16 protein-coding genes and 1 pseudogene are annotated in these 17,898 nt (G+C 56.2%); 1 reads left to right on the top strand and 16 read right to left on the bottom strand.

The features are described 5' to 3' along the window. Positions 1 to 295: 295 nt before the first annotated feature. The 10 genes and pseudogenes from SFX18_15745 to SFX18_15700 form a co-directional block, all read right to left on the bottom strand. Entirely contained in the window at positions 296 to 562 is a 267-nt protein-coding gene (locus SFX18_15745; protein MDX1964604.1) for a hypothetical protein, read from the bottom strand. A 651-nt stretch (positions 563 to 1,213) separates the two neighbouring features. After that, the gene (locus tag SFX18_15740) at positions 1,214 to 1,639 is read right to left on the bottom strand and encodes a hypothetical protein (protein MDX1964603.1); all 426 of its coding nucleotides are present in this window, start codon (positions 1,637 to 1,639) and stop codon (positions 1,214 to 1,216) included. 1,046 nt (positions 1,640 to 2,685) lie between these two features. Continuing rightward, on the bottom strand, positions 2,686 to 3,342 hold the full coding sequence (locus SFX18_15735) for a hypothetical protein (GenBank protein MDX1964602.1): 657 nt from the start codon (positions 3,340 to 3,342) through the stop codon (positions 2,686 to 2,688). A gap of 214 nt (positions 3,343 to 3,556) precedes the next feature. Next, positions 3,557 to 4,720, bottom strand: coding sequence for a trypsin-like peptidase domain-containing protein (locus tag SFX18_15730; protein MDX1964601.1), 1,164 nt, complete (start codon positions 4,718 to 4,720; stop codon positions 3,557 to 3,559). Positions 4,721 to 4,968: 248 nt separating this feature from the next. Beyond that, positions 4,969 to 5,457, bottom strand: coding sequence for a hypothetical protein (locus SFX18_15725; protein MDX1964600.1), 489 nt, complete (start codon positions 5,455 to 5,457; stop codon positions 4,969 to 4,971). A gap of 62 nt (positions 5,458 to 5,519) precedes the next feature. Next, a pseudogene (gene prfB, locus SFX18_15720) lies at positions 5,520 to 6,575 on the bottom strand (peptide chain release factor 2). A 403-nt stretch (positions 6,576 to 6,978) separates the two neighbouring features. Continuing rightward, positions 6,979 to 7,338 carry a hypothetical protein gene (locus SFX18_15715; protein MDX1964599.1) on the bottom strand — a complete coding sequence of 120 codons (360 nt, stop codon included), beginning with the start codon at positions 7,336 to 7,338 and terminating at the stop codon, positions 6,979 to 6,981. A 101-nt stretch (positions 7,339 to 7,439) separates the two neighbouring features. After that, positions 7,440 to 9,407, bottom strand: a complete 1,968-nt coding sequence (locus SFX18_15710; protein MDX1964598.1) for a YjhG/YagF family D-xylonate dehydratase — start codon at positions 9,405 to 9,407, stop codon at positions 7,440 to 7,442. Positions 9,408 to 9,533: 126 nt separating this feature from the next. Beyond that, positions 9,534 to 10,196: a VTT domain-containing protein gene (locus tag SFX18_15705; GenBank protein MDX1964597.1), complete on the bottom strand. Its 663-nt coding sequence runs from the start codon at positions 10,194 to 10,196 to the stop codon at positions 9,534 to 9,536. Positions 10,197 to 10,291: 95 nt separating this feature from the next. Continuing rightward, complete coding sequence (locus SFX18_15700; GenBank protein ID MDX1964596.1) at positions 10,292 to 11,710, bottom strand: DUF1598 domain-containing protein; 1,419 nt, start codon at positions 11,708 to 11,710, stop codon at positions 10,292 to 10,294. Positions 11,711 to 12,128: 418 nt separating this feature from the next. On the opposite strand from SFX18_15700, the gene SFX18_15695 reads away from it, so the two are divergent. Beyond that, positions 12,129 to 13,397 (top strand): sulfotransferase, encoded by a 1,269-nt coding sequence (locus SFX18_15695; protein ID MDX1964595.1) that lies wholly within the window; start codon positions 12,129 to 12,131, stop codon positions 13,395 to 13,397. 216 nt (positions 13,398 to 13,613) lie between these two features. On the opposite strand, the gene SFX18_15690 is transcribed toward SFX18_15695, so the two are convergent. The 6 genes from SFX18_15690 to SFX18_15665 form a co-directional block, all read right to left on the bottom strand. Then, on the bottom strand, positions 13,614 to 14,186 hold the full coding sequence (locus SFX18_15690) for a GNAT family N-acetyltransferase (GenBank protein ID MDX1964594.1): 573 nt from the start codon (positions 14,184 to 14,186) through the stop codon (positions 13,614 to 13,616). Between the two features lie 150 nt (positions 14,187 to 14,336). Further along, a complete protein-coding gene (gene flhB, locus SFX18_15685) occupies positions 14,337 to 15,404 on the bottom strand; it encodes a flagellar biosynthesis protein FlhB (GenBank protein MDX1964593.1) in 1,068 nt (355 codons plus the stop codon). 144 nt (positions 15,405 to 15,548) lie between these two features. Continuing rightward, entirely contained in the window at positions 15,549 to 16,337 is a 789-nt protein-coding gene (locus SFX18_15680; GenBank protein ID MDX1964592.1) for a flagellar biosynthetic protein FliR, read from the bottom strand. A gap of 72 nt (positions 16,338 to 16,409) precedes the next feature. Beyond that, a complete protein-coding gene (fliQ, locus tag SFX18_15675; GenBank protein ID MDX1964591.1) occupies positions 16,410 to 16,685 on the bottom strand; it encodes a flagellar biosynthesis protein FliQ in 276 nt (91 codons plus the stop codon). 129 nt (positions 16,686 to 16,814) lie between these two features. Then, entirely contained in the window at positions 16,815 to 17,660 is an 846-nt protein-coding gene (gene fliP, locus SFX18_15670; GenBank protein MDX1964590.1) for a flagellar type III secretion system pore protein FliP, read from the bottom strand. 5 nt (positions 17,661 to 17,665) lie between these two features. Then, positions 17,666 to 17,898, bottom strand: a 233-nt coding sequence (locus SFX18_15665) for a hypothetical protein (GenBank protein MDX1964589.1), incomplete at its 5' end; no start/stop codon positions are given.

The raw sequence follows: 17,898 nt of genomic DNA, 5'->3' as shown, positions 1-17,898 counted from the left end.
GCGGAGCGCGGTGCGGTGGGACGCGGGACGCGAGGTGCGGGACGCGGGACGCGAAATTCTGCTCCGTTGGTGCCTTATCTCTATGGCTGCCGTTTAAATAATACTCTCTATCACTGGCAAAATGCTAGCCAATCCCACTGGTAACGGTTGGACCACGATGAATTATATCGCCGACATGGCACTTCTTCTTTACCCCCCTTACGACCTTAATCGCGGCAAACAGGCCTGCCAAGGCGTCCGAATGCAACCGAAAACTGATGACAAGTTTACCACAGCGCATGATTGGGCGAGGCAATCATTTAAGATCGACAGAGTCAGTTTGGGTGTCTGCGCGGCGGCGATTCCACGCGGAAGCGAGAAGCCCCAGCCCGCACAACACCAGACCGCCGATCAAGGGTGGGATCCCCAAAGAGAGTAATTGCTTTCCCATCTTTTCATTCTCGGCGGGGCCCACGTCGGCGAGGACGCCCAGGTATCCGAGAGCCGACAATCCCATGAGGAACAACGAAATCAAGACACAGAGCAGACCCACTGCGAGCACGACGAACGTGAGAAGACGCACGGTTTTACCTTTAAATGGGAGTCTGCAGGGGATCTGTACGCAGAGGTTTCCGGATGACCTCTACCGCATTTCGAACAGGCTTTGGGACGTCTACCGACCAACTATGGTGGTGTTGGAGCGCGTAGGCTTTCGATATCGTACCACGCTCGAATGGACGACGGAGAGTCCATTCGCTGCGGCGTTCTGGCTAAGCAACGATCTGTTTTTAGGACTCCGTGACATGATGCGACTGAAGTCTAATGTTACAATAACCGTCTAAGTCAAGTACGACCCAATTCGGGCCATCTCCCAAATACTGCAAGCCGATGACCTCCGCGATGTAGGCATCGGAGCGCGGAGGCGGTTGCAGCGCACCGAAGAAAGAGGCGACCTCGTCAAAGTTTTCGATGCCGCCGAATCACACCGTCGCCGCTGGGGGTGCTTCCTTGTTCCATACCGGATCGAGAGCAATCTTTAATGTGAGTTCGCGACGAGGGCCAAGCGTGAAGCTCATCAACTGGCCGTCGTGAAAGTTGTACCTGAAGGAACGGAACTTCATGTGCGTAGCCGCCTAACGTTGGCGATCAGCGGTCGGAAATGGCGCGAGTGATCTTGAATCTCAAAAAAGTCGGAACGCCATTTCCGCTCCGTTGCATCGCTTGGTTCTGCGACCTATTGCGGTGCTGGTTGTGTGTTATCTTTGATGTATGTCGCCAGTTTTTCGGCGAGCGAAACAACCTCGGGATCCGCGTCTGTTCTACATTGTTCAATTGCCGGAAGTATCCATTCGGAGGTCTGATGATCGAATGTCACTGTAGGCTGTGCATCAAACGTTTGCTGTAATTGAGTCAGGACAGTCAATCGCGTCGCCGAGTCCCCGGAGTACAAGGCGTTTGTCGTGGCATGTGAGCCAACAAAAGCCATTCCAATCATCCCCATCGTCATTCCGGTCGCGGCAATTGGAAGCAGTAGTCGAAAGGCTATGAAGGCCGTAATGGCAACTCCAATTGCAAACGAAATTCCCATCAGGATGCCGGTGATGGTCAACCGAAAAATTCGCTTTCGCCATTTGTTTGGTTCTACTGCAGCGGTGGACATTCGATGTTCCTTTGGGTTTTGCAGCCTAACACTTTATTATACAGTCTTTTCGCTAGGATATTGGTAATATCCAGGACAGCGACACAGCGATTTTCCCGCATAGTACAGTCTTGAAACACGCCTGTCAAACAACGCATCATCCATTCAGGAATGCACTTAAGTCCTGTCAGGAATCTTCGCCAACCCGTCATATCCAGTAATTTATTTTCTAGATAAACAATTCGCGGTTAGCACTATGTGAAGGGACCCAGAATTGATGGGTTAATACGGATGACGCAACCGCGTTGCGGTAGGATTTTTGGATTCCGCTATTCCCCAGGGTAGCCGCTGCGCGGCAACACTGGGCTGAGTTTCTTAACCGCGTTGCGGTAGACTCCCTATCCCGGCCCTCTCCCGCTGGAAGATTTTATTAAAAGAGGCCGCACTATTGAGAGTAGGGGAGGTAGCGAATTCAGAAACAGGAATGTCGAAAGCAGAAATTCACCGCGTAGCGGTGGAGGATCGTAGCCGTGGGTGTCAACCCACGGTTTGGATAAGCCAAGCAACATGCAGCCGCGTCGCGGCGAAGTCGCGTCTGGTTGGCGTTTATTTGTGGCTAAGAGAAAGTACATCCGTCGCCGTAATGAATGTAGCAGGCACCGTCCCCGGTGCCGTGTCATAATGTAGCAGGCACCGTCCCCGGTGCCGTGGCATACCGTCGCCGCTGCGCGGCTCTGCATCCTATCCATCCTGCGATCCGAGGGTTTGCACCCCCGGCTAGAATCCTGGTGCCGCTGCGCGGCTAAAGGAGAGCAATGTACAATTAAAAATGAAGAATAAATAATGGTATTTGTGTCGCGCGATCGGTTGCTATAAAGCTGACGCTACTCCGGAGCCACACTGCTGCCCAGCACATATTCAAAATACCAAACGCATAGTCCTGTCCGGCGAACGGGACCTACTCTAGAGCGACGAAGCCATCGGCGGCTTTATGCGCGTCGTGGCTAACCAAACACCAAATGACAGCAACCAATAAACCAGTTCGGCAAAGGAATTGCCAGCCGAAATCATTCTCTCAGCAACTCCAACGACATCCACAAGCTGGGGTCTTCGTCGTAAGGGAATTCGTCATTAAGGGCCAAGGGGAGGGGGCCTAGCTCGCGGTCGGCCACGCAGGCAAAAAAGCCGAGCCGGGGGTATTCCGCCGGATCAAAGCCGGTGAGCGCCCCGGCCGGGATAAATGCCTCCAGCGTGTAGCCCCGTTCCTGGCGAGAGGCCGCCACTTGCAACTGGCGGGGGCGAATGGGATTGGCGTTCTCCCGAGCGCGGTTGATCAGTAGTTGATCCGCCAGCGGTTGATCCAGCCGCGGCCCCGCCCCGTGCGGCATAAAGAAAAAATGGTGGCAAAACCGGCTGGCGCGGTGAATGTTGTGCGTGTCGCGGGTGTCCAACCACACATGCAGGCCATCGCTGTCGTCCAGGCGGTTTTCGCGACACCAGGGAGCTTGGGATTTTCCGGCCAGCGACAGCCAAAACTGCACCCCCTCGTTGTTCCAACCCACGCGCAGATCCACCAGCGGCGGCGCGCCATCCAGTTGGGCCAAATATGGCAGTCCATATCCCGCATCCAGAATTCCACGCCCCAACTGGCCAATCTGGGCGTGCCATCGGCATGCCAGATTAAACCGAAAAAGCGCGGTGGGGGGGAGCAAGTTGCTGGACATATTGTCAATTCAATTACAAAAATAAAAAACGAATGGGGCGGAGACAATTACGAATTGGGTGGAGAAAAGTACAAGTTGGGCATACGGCATAGCGACGGTGAATTGTCTGGGCAGGAGTTGTTATTAGATCACATATCTCAGATTTCAAATCACAGATTTGAGATTTGATGTCCAAATTTCAAATTTGAAATTACAGGTTCCATGAATCTCAACGCTACCGCCGGGGTTGTTCAAATTTTGCCCGGGCGGCCACCTTGACCTGCAGGGACATCAGGCTTTTATCGCGGTATAGCTTCATGGGAAATTCCTTCCCCACTTCCATCAGGCCAATCAGGCTAACCAGATGCGTGTCATTATCGATGGGTATGCCATTAAACTCTAAAATTACATCGTCTGGTTGCAGCTTGGCCTCTTCGGCGGGGGATTTGGCCGTCACCCCCAGCACGCGGGCCCCCATTTGTCGCGGCAGGCCCAGTCGCTGCGCGATGGATTGCGAAAATTTATGGTCGAGGGTTACGCCTAGGTACGCGCGGGTGACTGCGCCATCGCGGACCAGTTGCCGGGCGACATTTTGGACGATATTGCTGGGAATGGCAAAACCGATCCCCTCTCCGCCGCCGGATTGGCTGGCGATGGCGGTGTTCATGCCGATAATCTCGCCGCGCAGATTGACCAGCGGTCCGCCGGAATTGCCGGGATTGATGGCGGCGTCGGTCTGCAAAAAGTCCTGAATGTCAACTTCGGAATTTAGCTCCAAATCGCGGCGACCCTTGGCGCTAATGATCCCCAAGGTGACTGATTGGGCCAGTCCAAAAGGGCTGCCGACGGCGATGACAAAGTCCGCTGTTTCGATCTTATCGCTATCGCCAAAGCGGGCGGGGACAATGTCTGATTCGCTTAATTCCAAGACGGCAATATCAGTGCCCGAATCGGACCACATCGTGCGGGGATTGATGATGCGGCCATCTTGCAGCTTGATGCGAATATTACTGACACTGGACTCGATCACGACATGTCGGTTGGTAATCACACAGAGTTTATTTTCCAGCTCGACAATCGAGCCGGATCCCGCTTCCTCGATTCCGCGCCGCACGTTGCCGCCGGAATCAACCTTGTCGGCGTCAATATGGACAACCGAGGGGCGCACCAACGCCACGCATTTTTTTACCACGCGATTGAACTGCTCCAGCTGTTCGACCTCGCGGGATAATTCGGCGAACGCCTGCTCGCGCACGGCCGGATCGGGGGGAGGGCTAAGCAGTTGACCGTGGCAGGGGGGGAGCATATGGCCCCAGCACCACAGTGCCGCTAATTGCGCTGCATAGGACAACGATCCGCGACTCAAACTAAAAAAACGGCGATTGCAGGGCAGCGTCATGCTGGCAAACCTGGGGGTATGGGGAGAATACAAAACCTATGCAAATATGCTTTACCGGGCGGACACGACTGTTGCTGATTTTAGCGTTATTGCCCAAATTTCCCAGCGGAGGAGCGGGCTTTCTGATGATTTCCGGTGGAAACACGGCAAAACTTGCATCTTGAGAATATCGTTTATCTGTAAAAGCAGCCTTGTTCCGGGGTAAATTTTATCAGCCTGAGCGGACCTAACGGGATTTTTCCCGGCTTTTAAGTCAGCGATAACATAAAACTCCAGATCACTGTCTGAGGAAAGTTGGCCGCCACCGGGCTGGCCTGGATGACGATCCGTTCTTTTACATAAGTGAGCGTATGCTGGTGCTCCAGCACCCGCCAAGCAGGAATTTTCTGTCCGTCAGCGTGACTATTCCACGTATTTCCCAGGAATTCCGCCGGGCCGGGGGTCCGACACGCTATTTCCCACAAGATGCCGTCCGCCGTGGCCTGGATACTTCCCGACCAATGGGCCTGCCCCGACATGCCCAAAAGTAGGGCCACTGTGCCGGCGGGGCGATTTTCCAGGTGTAAATGCTGCCAAGGGGGGCTGGGAGGCCAGATCTGGTCAGCAGTCCCTTCGATCGAATGAGCCAGTTCGCTCCAGGGAGCGTCCGTCGACGTACGAAAGTCTATCCACTGACCAATTCGGTCGGCCTGCCGCACAAAGCGGAGCCGTAACAAGCCGCATTCCAAGGTTGCCAAGGGTGTGGGGAGGGGTGAAGAGTGGGTAGTGGGTAGTGGGTAGTGGGTAGTGGAGAGGCCGATTAGTCATCACCGGCGGCGACCTGGTCGCTGGCTTTCCAACGGAGATAGGCGTCCATAAAGCCCTGGATGTTGCCATCCAGCACGGTTTGAAAGTTGTTCATGGCAAAGCCGGTGCGGGTGTCCTTGATCCGCTGGTCGGGATGCTGAAAGTAGCTGCGAATTTGCGCCCCAAACCCGGTTTTGGCCATGGTTTTGTACTTGGCGGCGACTTCCGCCTCCCGCTGTTCCTCCTCGAGGCGGGCCAGTTTCGCACGCAACATTTTGTAAGCCTTGGCCCGGTTGGAATGTTGACTCCGTTCGCTTTGACAAGCCGCGACCAGGCCCGTGGGCAAGTGCGTCAGCCGAACCGCGCTTTCGGTTTTGTTCACATGCTGGCCGCCGGGGCCGCTGGCACAGTAGGTATCCTCGCGAATGTCGTCGGGCTTGATATCGATGGTTTTATCGTTTTCGATATCGGGCGTCACATCCACGGCGGCAAAGCTGGTCATGCGTTTGCCTTCGGAATTGAAGGGGCTAATGCGAATCAACCGATGGACGCCGGTTTCCCCCTTAAGGTAGCCATAGGCCAAAGGCCCCCGCACGGCGATGCTGGCGCTTTGGATGCCGGCCACGGCGTCGTCGATGCGATCCAAAATTTCGATGGAGTAGCCGTTCTTTTGGGCCCAGTTGATATACATTCGCAACAGCATTTCGGCCCAATCGTTGGCGTCGGTGCCGCCATCCTTGGCGTTAAAGCTAAGAATGGCGCTCGCCTGATCATGCGGCCCGCTCAGGAGAGCCTTGAGTTCGATTTCGGCCAGACGGGCTTCGGTTTGGTCCAGCAAAGTGCGCAGTTCGGGCAACAGCGCGGGATCGTCATCCCCCATTTCCAAATAGGTGTCAATCTCGGCCAGGGAAGATGCTAAATCCGCGATCGGTTGGGTCAGGACCTTGAGCGATTTGACCTGGGCGATGAGTTCCTGGGCTTTTTCGGGGTTGTTCCAAAAATCCGGCTCACCCATGCGCGCTTCCAGGGCGTGGACTTTGTCTGATTTGCTATCATAGTCAAAGAGAGTCCCGCAGCTGCGTTAAGCGGGCCTGGATAGCGGCGGCACGGTCGAGATAGTCACGTTCCATAGGTGGGGGATGCCAGAAAGTGGAAAGGCAAACGGGATTAATAACCAAGCTTATTATAAACAGTGGGAGCCGCATTTGACGAGGGGGGAATTATAGCACTACTTTGTTGTAAGTGTATTAATGATTGTCATTTGTGATGCTCGTTAAGTTTATTGACGATTGCGGTCCACAGGCCCGACCTATCCCAGCCTATGGCAAGCGCAGCGTCGCCATAGGAACTTTAACCAGCTTATAAGTTATTAGGGCTTATAAGTTATTAGGGCCAACGGCCCGAGATAATTTTTCATTCTCTCTATTACTTTCTAACACTTCTTCAGGATAACAGTCAGGCAAATAAGAGATTCATGTCCCCTCAAATTCACGTAAAATGTCTTCGGGTAAGGGGTCGTCAAAATCATCCGGCACTTCAAATAAACCCTTACACAACCCAAACGGGCGGGGAGGGCCAGCCAGTTCCTCTGGCGTGCGGGGGCGGCGCAACTCCGCCAAAAAGGTTTCCTCGTTGGGAAGCGTGAGCGGATCGAGCGCCGCGTTTGACAAAACCGGTTGGGGGGGTTGAATTTGCGTTGTTTGACTCCCGGGGGGTTGAATCTCGGCAATAACCTGTGTGCCACGGGCAATGCGCAGAGTTTCCCCCGCGTCCACCCGTGCTAGAAAAGAGAGGGGGTCAGCGGCCAAAGCGGTAATGTCGATTGTGGTCATGATAGTAGTATAGTTTTTTAAGCATAAAAGGGCAAAATGCTTGTTGCAGAGGGGGCCAATCATACTCGTTTAAGAGTTGTCAATAAATATTATTACAAAAATTATTTAAACCTCTCCAAAATCCGCTCCACATCGTACACGCACCCTCCCCAGGTGCCGCCGCTGGCGGCCTGCAACGCCGCCCACAGGCGCGTATCGTCCGGCAAATTCGCATCCGGCCGCAACTGCGCGGGCAAGGTTCGTGCCGCTAATTCCGCCGTTCCCCAGTCTGGTCCAATGACTTGCCGCTCATTTGTTTCAGGCCGACACACCCCCACCAGATCAACGGTGCCGGTTAGTTCCGCCCGATCAATCTCGATCCGCACGAGGTCTCCTTCGCGCACTTTGCCAATGGGTCCGCCGGCCAGCGCCTCTGGCCCCACGTGGCCGATACACGCTCCGGTGCTGACACCCGAGAAGCGCGCGTCGGTAATCACGGCCACCTCTTTTCCCCAGGGAAGATGTTTGAGCGCGATTGTGATTTGCGCGATTTCCTCCATGCCGCTCCCCATCGGCCCGCGACCGCATAGAACCAGCACGTCCCCCGGTTGCAGCGGCGGCTGGGATTGCCCCTTGATCGCCGCCATTGCCGCGCGTTCTGTATAAAACACGCGGGCTGGACCGATCTTGCGATAGTGGCCGTCGCTATCAAGCACACTGGGATCGATCGAGGTGCTTTTGATGATCGCCCCCTCCGGCGCGAGGTTTCCATGTAAAAAGCTGACCGTGCTGGTCAGGCCCCGCGCGCGGGCACGCGTGGGCGAGAGGATCACTTGCTCGGCGTCGATGCCGTCCCGCTCCCGCAGCAACTGCCGCAATTTGGCCCGCCGCGCGGAATCTTGCCACCCTTCCAAAACCACGCCCAGGGTTTGACCTGCCACGGTGAGCGCGTCCAGTTTTAACAACCCCAATTCGCGCAGGTGCAGCATCACTTCGGGAACACCTCCCGCTAAATAAACCTGGATCGTGGGATGCCCCACGGGACCATTTGGTAGGGCGTCCACCAATCGCGGCACGCTGCGGTTGATCCGCGACCAATCCGCCGCCGTGGGCCGGTCCAATCCCGCCGCGTGGGCAATGGCCGGAATATGGATGAGGAGGTTTGTCGAACCTCCAAAGGCCGCATGCACCACCATGGCGTTGTGGATGGCGTCCTGCGTCACGATTTCCCGCGTGGTGCGGCCGGTTTCTTGCAAATGATGCAACGCCCGCCCGCTGGCGCGGGCCAGTTCCACCCACAGGGGCTGTCCGCTGGGGGCTAGGGCCGCATGGGGAACGGTCAGGCCCAGGGCTTCGGCCACAACCTGGGAGGTGGCGGCGGTGCCCAGAAATTGGCAGCCTCCGCCAGGACTGGCGCAGGCCCGACAGCCCAAGTCGGCCGCTTCTTCCAGGGTGACCTGCCCATGCACATAACGAGCCGCGATAGATTGAATTTTGGCCGCGTCCTCGCCGGTTTCCGGGGGCAAAGTCACCCCGCCCGGCACCAACACCGTCGGCACGTTGCCACTTCCCGCCAGGGCCATTAGCATTGCGGGCAGCCCTTTGTCGCAGGTCGCCACGCCCAGCACGCCCCGGCGTTGCGGCAGGGAACGGATCAGCCGCCGCAGGACTATCGCCGCGTCATTGCGATAGGGCAGGCTGTCAAACATGCCGGTGGTCCCCTGTGTCCGCCCATCGCAGGGATCGGACACCGCCGCGGCAAACGGCACGCCCCCTAGCGATTTGAGTGTCCGCGCCGCCGCCTGCACCAGCAGACCGACCTCCCAATGGCCCGTATGAAAGCCCAGCGCAATGGGCGTGCCATCCGGCGCGCGGACCCCTCCCGCGGTGCTAAGGATCAAATATTGCGGGCCGAGCATTTCCGCCACAGGCCATCCCATCCCCGCGTTTTGGGACAGGCCAAACAGGTCACCGCTGGCCCATTGGCGAAGCATGGCGTCCGTGAGGGGCAAAGCCCCCAGCGGACCGGCGGCCTTGGTCTGGATATCCAGCAGTTCGGGAGCGGGATCAAAGAGGGTCTCGAGTTGCATGGGGAATATAGGTGTGAAGTGGGCGAGTATCAAAGACTTAAACTTCAAGTTTTGATTTTTGATTTTGAGATTGCAATTTCAGATTAGCAAAATTTCCACGATAGAAAATCTTTCGGGAAAAACGTGTTAATTTTCAGGATATGAGATAGTAGTATCAGGTGCTACCTGCCAATATCGCCGCGCGAGATATGTCGCCAACAGGGGCAATATGACAGAAGCCACCAGCGCCAGCCAGTCCAGGCGCAGACTGGCCCCCACGGTCCCCAGTGTGGCATAGACTATCGCCAGGCCTAAGTGGCTCCACAGGATTGGCCATAGAAACTGCCGCCAGGGCAAACGCGCGGCGCCGCAGATGAGTATGGTGGCCTCGGCCAAGATTGGTAGCGGGCGGGTGAGTATCAACGCCCAAACGCCGTTCTTTTTGACAAGCTGCGTCAGGCGTGCTTGATCCGCTGGAGAGCAAAGTCGCATAACCAGTGCAGCGCCCCACCACCGGGCCAGGAAAAAACCAGCCAATGCCCCCAGCGTGAGTCCGGTCCAAATGACAGCCACCGCGACTGGCCAGAAAAGCCGCGTCCCCGCCGCCGTACCGACCAGACTGCTGGGAATGGGGAGCGCGATATCGGCGGCCAGGGCTAAAAACGCCGCGCCGGCAAAATATCCGTCTCCCACGGGCCTATTGGCCATGTTTTGCCACCAAGCGGTAAGCGCGTCATCCCACAAAAGAAAGGGGACAAGAGGCACCAGCACCACCAACACCCCGGCCAGGATGAGCGACAAGCGTGCCAAAGGATACAGAACAAAAAAAGGTATAAAAGAAAAACGGGGCGGGCCTAGGCCCGCCCCGCGGTTAAACTCACAGAGAAAGCTCTCACCCCTAAAATTTAGTCCCACCACCACTGATCAGCGGGGAGATCTTTGACATTAATGGATTCCCGCGCTTTGGCGACGGTCCCGTCCTTGTCGTTTTGCATGTTGGCGCTTTTGATCGCCTCGGCTGGTTCAATGTGCACCCCGCCGCCGATTGGCGTGACCAGGCGGTTCCCTTTCCAAAACGCCGCCACCGCGGTTTCAACTTGGGCGGGAACATTTTGGGTCTCGACGGAGTAATCTTTTTCGCTGAGGAAGGTGCTCATATTCCAGCCAGCCTTTTCAGCATAGCCGCGATCCTTAATAAAGGCCACCGCCACCGTCAGATCGATCAAGTTCCGCATCTGCCAATAAACACTGATTTGATTGGCGATCTTGGCGTAATTCTTGGTAAAGTCCGTGGTAAAACCTTTGCTGGCCAGATCGACCGCGGCAGATTTGGCCCGCGTGCCATCCGCCTGTACCAACTCATCCGCTCCCACCAACTTAACACCGTCCCCCACCAACTCCATCGCCAAATCGTCCTCGGCCACTTTGACACATTGATAATCGGGCACAAAGTACCAGCGGGCCAGGGCGTTCTTGGAAATAGCGGCCGGATTTGCCCGGGCGGCGTAGCTTTGCATCCCCTTGACTGGGATCGGTTCCAGGCCGATGCCCAGAAGTTTCATGCGATAGTCCGCCTCGACCAACACTTGGGCAAAATGCGACTTAGCGGGAATGCCGACCAGTTTGACCACTTGCAGACCCAAGCTTTCCTTGAGGCCATTCGTGATGAATTGCGTTTGGTTTGGGGTCGCGCGGGAGCCCATATTTCGCAAGAACGCCTGCATATTGGCCAGACCTTCTTTGGTGGGGTCGATGGAGCAACCAATCAGCGGCGCGGGATTGTTATGATCGTTAAAAAACGCCCGCAGGGCCACGACCAGGTCTTCCAACTGCAGCACGGGGCGGCCAGATTCCAGCCCCTGGGTGCGGCCAACCAGATTAGTAACATAGCCTTCGGCGGGACCGGCCAGGATGACATCGTTGGTTTCGGGAATAAAGAACACATATTGGACGCGCGTTAGACCGGCCAGGAACTGCATGTCCTCGGTCGGCTTTTGGCCATTGTCCAAGCGAGCTTTGAGGGCGGCCTCTAGTCGATTCAGTGAAATCTTGCGCAGGGGAGATTTCTTGGCCACTTTGGGATCAAGCGCGGCCTTGGCGGCTTGCATCCGCTGACGCGTCAGCGTGCCGGTCTTGTCCGGGTTTTGTTGCATCCGCAACACGCCATCGGCATCAACGACGACACCGGCCCCGGTAAGGCTAGGCCCCCCCAGGCCTTCAGGACTGGCGGGCATGCCGGGCATTTGGCCATAAGACAACGCCGGCGACAGACCAAATACCCACAACCCACACACCACGAGCAACCCGCGCATGGTCAAGCTCATATCCGGAGTCTCCCAAAATGCAACCAGTTAATCAGCGCAACTGGTCAACCGCAAAGCGCGGTTAGCCGATGCCTGTTCCTTGATAAGAAAAGCGTCACGTCCGCCAATCATTCCGCTGGGGCCGAATGGCCAATGCGACGTCTCTTTATGGTAATTGGTCAGCCGCGAGAAAGCAAGAAATTACGTTTTTGGGTTAAAATTTGGCTTTTTTCGCCTAAAAATGCCCCCTGAATCATCCGCAGGTGGGTTATTTTGGACAATTGGATCAAAAAACAACCACGAGGTGGAGATGAAAAAAGGGTTGCCAACGAGGGGGGATTTTGCGCTATTCCCAAATCAGGCCAAGGATTACGATGCAGCATATCGGCGGTTGAATTGGAGTCTGCTTGCCTTCCGAAACGCTTCTAGACATTTGCTTATGTCCGATCTTGCCACTTCCCCGGTCCCCGCAAATCCCAGTCCCCCCTCCACCGCGACGGCCGGGGGCGGGCCACACTCATCCCGCTCCGATTCCCGCGCGGGCGCAAAGGGAACCTCTTTGCCCCCTGCCAACCCCGAACCCGCCTTTCATCCCTATCCCCTGTGGTGTCCGCGCTTTTGGCATGGGATGACCCTGGGCGTGTGGCTGCGATTGATTTTTCGGCATGGGTTGCGGATTCATTGGCAGCGCTGGCCCATGGCGGTGGCGATCACCATTTTGGCCGCGATCAATTCGCTGTTGGGAGGGATGCAGTGGTTGTTGGGGCTGATTTGGCCGCGCGTCTTTGCCGATGGCGCCGCCGATCCCCACGCGCATGAGCCAATCTTTATCCTGGGTCATTGGCGCAGCGGCACGACGCATCTGCACGAGTTATTGGTTCAGGACAAACGGTTTGGCTATCCCACCACGTATGAGTGTTTTGCCCCAGCGCATTTTTTACTGACGGAATGGGCCACGCCCCTACTAAAAATCTTTTTGCCCAAGAAACGTCCGATGGACAACATGGCGGCGGGTTGGGACCATCCGCAGGAAGACGAATTTGCCCTGTGCAACTTGGGCGTGGGATCACCCTATATTCAAATGGCGTTTCCCAACGAACCGAGCTATGCAGAGGATTTTTTGGATCTGCGGGGGTTAACGCCAGCGCAACTCGCTGGCTGGAAGGGGGGCCTGGTCTGGTTTTTACGCCGGGTGGCGACAAAACAGCGCAAACCGCTGGTGCTCAAATCTCCACCGCATACCGCGCGGATGCGGACCCTCTTGGAATTATTTCCGCGGGCCAAGTTTATCCATATTGTCCGTGATCCGCTGGCCGTGTTTCCCTCCACGGTCCGATTGTGGAAGTCGCTCGCGGGGATTCAAGGATTGCAAATTGCCAGAAACGAAGGGTTGGAAGAGTCGATCCTGGCAAATTTTACACGGATGTACGCCGCGTTTGACGCGGATCGGACGCTCGTGCCGGCGGCGCAGTTCTACGAGGTAAAGTACGAGGACCTAGTGGCAAATCCGTTGGCGACTCTGGAGACGCTGTATCGCGAATTACAGTTGGGGGACTTTGCGGCGGTCCGTCCGGCGGTGGCGGCGTACCTGGAAACCCAAAAAGATTATAAAACCAATCAACTGCAAACCAGCCCGGAACTGCGGGAAAAAATCACCACCGCCTGGGGCGAGTGGATGAAAAAGTTTGGGTATGCGAGCGAGTGTTAGGAATGGGACTATTGGACGTTGACTAGGTTTTCCCTAGTCGATGCCAATCTCCGCAAATGAATCGGACCGTTGGCCCAGTCAATTTTGATTCTCATCTAATCCTAGGACGACGCTGCGCTTGCCCTAGGCTGGGATGGGTCGGGCCTTTGGTCCGCAGTTAATAAAGCCATAATCCTCATACTGCGAAAAATGAATTTCATTGTTTATTTACAAGCTTTATTCGCTCCCCCCCACCCTGCGCAACTCCTCCCCGCTCAGTCGCATCGTGGTCCACTCTTTCATTGGCACTGCCCCCAGCGATTCATAGAACGCCCGGGCGGGCTGGTTCCAATTCAGCACCGCCCATTCCATCCGGCCAGCCTGCTGGGTGACAGCGATTTGGGCGACCCTGGTAAAAAGCTGCTTCCCCAGCCCATGCCGCCGAAACACGGGGCGGACGTAAATATCCTCTAGGTAGATTCCCGCCCTCCCCACAAAGGTGGAAAACGACCGATAATACAAGGCAAACCCCGCCACAATGGCATCCGGGTTGGTCGCCACCGCCAATGGAGAGTCCGGTGGCGGGCTGGCGGGAGAGTCCGCCATGGTCTGATCGGTCATGGGGGAATTGCCAGGGGATAATCGAGCGACCAGTGCCGCCGCCACGGGATCCGGGCCAAAGAGCGCCGCCCGCAGGTCCTTCTCGGTCGCCGTGACGGTGTGGGCGAGTTGCTCGTATTGGGCCAATTCCCGAATCAGCGTCAAAAGCACCGACACATCCACGGGCGTGGCGGGAAGAATTGTAAACATAGTATCGCCGCAAGAAAGAAAGTGGAGCCGCAAGAATAGCAAGAAGTACAAAAAAGGAATATGGTTTATTAACGGTTATAACAAATTGATTTTTGCCTTGCCTGCTATTTTTGTGGTTAACATAAATTGCCGCAACTCTTTGCCGCCAACTTATTTCTCCGGCATGTTCTTCCCTTTCAATTGATACACATAAGCGAGGATTTCGGCCACCGCCGCGTACATCTTGTCCGGGATCGGATGGTTCAGGTCGACTTCCTTAAACAACGCCTGGGCGAGCGGTTTTTTCTCTATCACCGGGATGCCATGCTCTAGGGCCAGTTTGCGAATACGCTGTGCGACCACGCCGGCCCCTTTGGCGACGACGATAGGCGCATGCATGGTGGTCGCATCGTACTGAATGGCAATCGCCAACTCGGTGGGGTTGGTGATAACCACGTCCGCCTTGGGCACGGCGGACTTCAGCCGACTAGCCGCCAACTGCCGTTGAATTTGCCGCCGCCGGGCAATCGTTTGCGGATCCCCCTGCTGGTTTTTCATCTCCTCGCGAATTTCATCGGGAGACATTTTTAAGTTTTGCTCGTGCCGCCAATACTGATAAAAATAGTCCAACATCGCCAAGATCACGAGCGCGGCGGTCACCTTGATACAGGTCCAAAGCACCGTCTCCACCAAGAACAACGCGATTTCGGGGATATCGCGCCCCGCCAGATTCAGCATGGCGGTCTCTTGGCTGCGAAACGTCACATACGCCACCGTCCCCACCACGCCAATTTTAAATAGCCCCAGCGCGACCGTGACCACGCTTTGCCAGGAAAACAACCGCCCAAATCCCTCCAGCGGATTGATCCGGCTAAAGTCCGGCAGCAGCTTATCCGGCAGAAAGAGAATTCCCACCTGAAATAAATGAACAAGGATTCCGGCCAAAAATAAAATGCCCAAAAGAGGGACCAGCGCCCGCGCTAATCCGGCCAATACCTGCCACCAATGATTGACAAAAGTATCGGGGTCCAGCGCGATCCAGGCCGAACCTCCCCAATGTTCTTCTCCCAGACCCAGGAAAAATTGGACGATCCACGAACCAAGATTGAGTAAGACAACCAGCGCGATAAGTAAGAGCACCGCCGCGGCCAGGTCCTGGCTGTGGACGACCTGCCCCTCCTCGCGCGCTTGCTCGCGGCGATGGGGTGTCGGATCCTGGGACTTTTCACCGTCAGCCATGGGAAGGGGTTAGGGGGTAGTAGGTCCCCGTCCGCCGGACAGGACTATTGTGCTGTGGAGCGGGGGTGCTGTGGTGCTGGGGAGGGTGCAATCTCAAATTTCAAATCTCAAATCTGCAATTCTTAATTTTTCATTCATAATTGCTTAATTACTCTCCAGCGCCTCAACAGTGCGCTGGATGGTTTCCGGCAAACTCTCTTCAAACAAGGTGCTAATGGTTCCAAAACTGAGAATCAACGCTCCCAGCGTAATCAGGCAATTCAGGCCAAAGCCCAGGGACATAATATTGAGTTGCGGCAGCGTCCGGCCGATCAGGCCCAGCAGCACGGTGGTGAGCAGCAGAGCGGCCATGACCGGGGCAGCCACGCGAATCCCCATGACCATGCTTTCGCTAAGAATCGTCACGAGCAGCGGGCCGATCGAGCTGGTCCCCAGCGCATCCGCCGCCAAGGTCGATCCCACGGGAAGTGATTCAAACGTGTGCAGCAGCCCCCCCAGCAATGCCTGATGCCCGCCAATCAGCAAAAAAATCGTGGTCAAAAGCAGCGAGAGCAAATGCGAAAAGAGCGGCACGTCACTATCAAACGTGGGGTTAAACACATCCGCCAGCGACATCCCGCTGAGTTGACCGGCGATTTGCCCGGCGATTTGAATCCCCCCCAGCGAAATCATTACGCCCAATCCCAGGCTGATCCCCAACAGCGACTCTCCGGCCAGTTGCAGCCCATACTCGAGCGGGCTGCCGGGAAGCGCGGCCAACCGTCCCCATTGCAGCGGAGCAACCAGGGCGGTCAACATAACAACCAACAACGCCCGCGCGTTTAAGGGTATTTGCAGCGAACTCCACAGGGGCGCCGCGGCGATCAGCCCCCCCACCCGCGCCAGGACTAGCGTGCAAGTCACGACCAGTTCTTGGGTGAGTAGGGTAAGCATGGAATAAACTAAGAATGAAGAATGGTGAACGAAGAATGCTAATACATGAGGTTATGAATGTTCGCGGGAACACTATTGAGAAAATGGCACGCTGCCAGCGGTCTGAAAGACCTCCTGGGTGTATTGCACCATTTGCGAAATCAGCCAAGGCATGGTCAGACTCAGGACCAGCACCATGGCCAAAAACTTGGGCACAAACGCGACCGTTTGTTCCTGGATTTGGGTCAATGCCTGCAAGAGGCCCACGATCAAACCCACCAGCGTGCCCGCCACCAAGACCGGCGCGCACACGAGCAAACTCATCAAGATCGCTTCGCGGGCCAGATCAATCGCGTCTTGGGGGTCCATGGTGATTAAATAAGAATTAAAAATTAAGAATTAAGAATGATGAATTACAAAATGGGGAAAACGTTCTCGCTGAAACGACTACGGCACACGACTCACTTCCTGTTCCGTCTCCCCACTATCCACTACCCACTACCCACTACCCATCCCCCCCGCGCGCACGCTGTTGAGCAGCATTTCGACCACCAGGTGCCAGCCATCGACCAGCACAAACAATAGCAGCTTAAACGGCAGGGAGATCAGCACCGGCGGCAACATCATCATCCCCATCGAGATCGTCACCGTCGCGATTACGATATCCAACACCAAAAACGGCAAGTAAATCTGGAAGCCGATCAAAAAGGCCACTTTGAGTTCGCTCAGCATGTAGGCGGGTAACAGAATCTGCAGCGGCACATCGTCGTAGGTTTGCGGTTCAATTTGCAACTGCTCTCCTTGGTACTTGTACAAGAGCCAAATCGTGTCTCGGTTTCCCGCTTGCTCAATTTGCGCGCTCATGAATCTTCGTAACGGCGCGGAGCCCCGCGTCCAGGCTTCTTCCAGGCCAATTTGCTTATTGGTATAGGGGGCAATTCCCTGATCATAGGCCTCCTTCCAGACCGGTGTCATAACCAGCAGCGTCAAAAAGAGCGAGATCGAAGTTAACACCTGACCCGGTGGCAACTGCTGGGTCCCTAGCGCCTGGCGCAGCAGCCCCAATACGACAATGATTCGCACAAAGCAGGTCGTCATCAGCAGCACCGCCGGAGCCAGGCTGAGCACGGTCAACAGCAGCATGACCTGCAAGGCAGAAGACAGGCCTTCCGGGCTGGTCCACTTCTCGGGACCTCCGCCCAGCAGGTTACTACCAAGTTCGAGCGTGCCGGGCTGATTGGCCGGCTCCTGCGCAACTGCCGTCGTGCCAAACGCGACGACCGCAGCGACCAGAAGGCCGGCGGTCAGTCTTGCAGCGACGGTGGTTTGCAGGGATCGAGTCATTTCGGTCAGGCATGTTTGGCCGAACTGCTTGCCAGGCTGTCGAAGATCGACAGATCGAGTTTGTCGGAGGCAGACTTGGCCGAGCGACGCGGCGCCGGTTTCTCGCTGGTAAACTGCTGCATCGTCTGCTGGAAGTTGCGGGTGGCACTGTACGGATGCGTCTGATAGCAGATGCCCGTCAGTCGATCGACTTCTTCCGGGTCGGTAACCTCGGCCAGCGTTTCGACATGTCCGGGGA

The organism is Pirellulales bacterium (assembly GCA_033762255.1).
Classification (GTDB): Bacteria; Planctomycetota; Planctomycetia; order Pirellulales; family JALHPA01; genus JANRLT01.
Note: the sequence above shows the minus strand (reverse complement) of the source record. Positions and strands in the feature narration are given on the sequence as shown.

Excerpts from the sequence above, each read along its gene's own strand:
- SFX18_15740 (MDX1964603.1), bottom strand. The coding sequence starts at position 1,639 with ATGTCCACCGCTGCAGTAGAACCAAACAAATGGCGAAAGCGAATTTTT.
- SFX18_15735 (MDX1964602.1), bottom strand. The coding sequence starts at position 3,342 with ATGTCCAGCAACTTGCTCCCCCCCACCGCGCTTTTTCGGTTTAATCTG.
- SFX18_15730 (MDX1964601.1), bottom strand. The coding sequence starts at position 4,720 with ATGACGCTGCCCTGCAATCGCCGTTTTTTTAGTTTGAGTCGCGGATCG.
- SFX18_15715 (MDX1964599.1), bottom strand. The coding sequence starts at position 7,338 with ATGACCACAATCGACATTACCGCTTTGGCCGCTGACCCCCTCTCTTTT.
- SFX18_15710 (MDX1964598.1), bottom strand. The coding sequence starts at position 9,407 with ATGCAACTCGAGACCCTCTTTGATCCCGCTCCCGAACTGCTGGATATC.
- SFX18_15700 (MDX1964596.1), bottom strand. The coding sequence starts at position 11,710 with ATGAGCTTGACCATGCGCGGGTTGCTCGTGGTGTGTGGGTTGTGGGTA.
- SFX18_15695 (MDX1964595.1), top strand. The coding sequence starts at position 12,129 with ATGTCCGATCTTGCCACTTCCCCGGTCCCCGCAAATCCCAGTCCCCCC.
- SFX18_15690 (MDX1964594.1), bottom strand. The coding sequence starts at position 14,186 with ATGTTTACAATTCTTCCCGCCACGCCCGTGGATGTGTCGGTGCTTTTG.
- flhB (MDX1964593.1), bottom strand. The coding sequence starts at position 15,404 with ATGGCTGACGGTGAAAAGTCCCAGGATCCGACACCCCATCGCCGCGAG.
- SFX18_15680 (MDX1964592.1), bottom strand. The coding sequence starts at position 16,337 with ATGCTTACCCTACTCACCCAAGAACTGGTCGTGACTTGCACGCTAGTC.
- fliQ (MDX1964591.1), bottom strand. The coding sequence starts at position 16,685 with ATGGACCCCCAAGACGCGATTGATCTGGCCCGCGAAGCGATCTTGATG.
- fliP (MDX1964590.1), bottom strand. The coding sequence starts at position 17,660 with ATGACTCGATCCCTGCAAACCACCGTCGCTGCAAGACTGACCGCCGGC.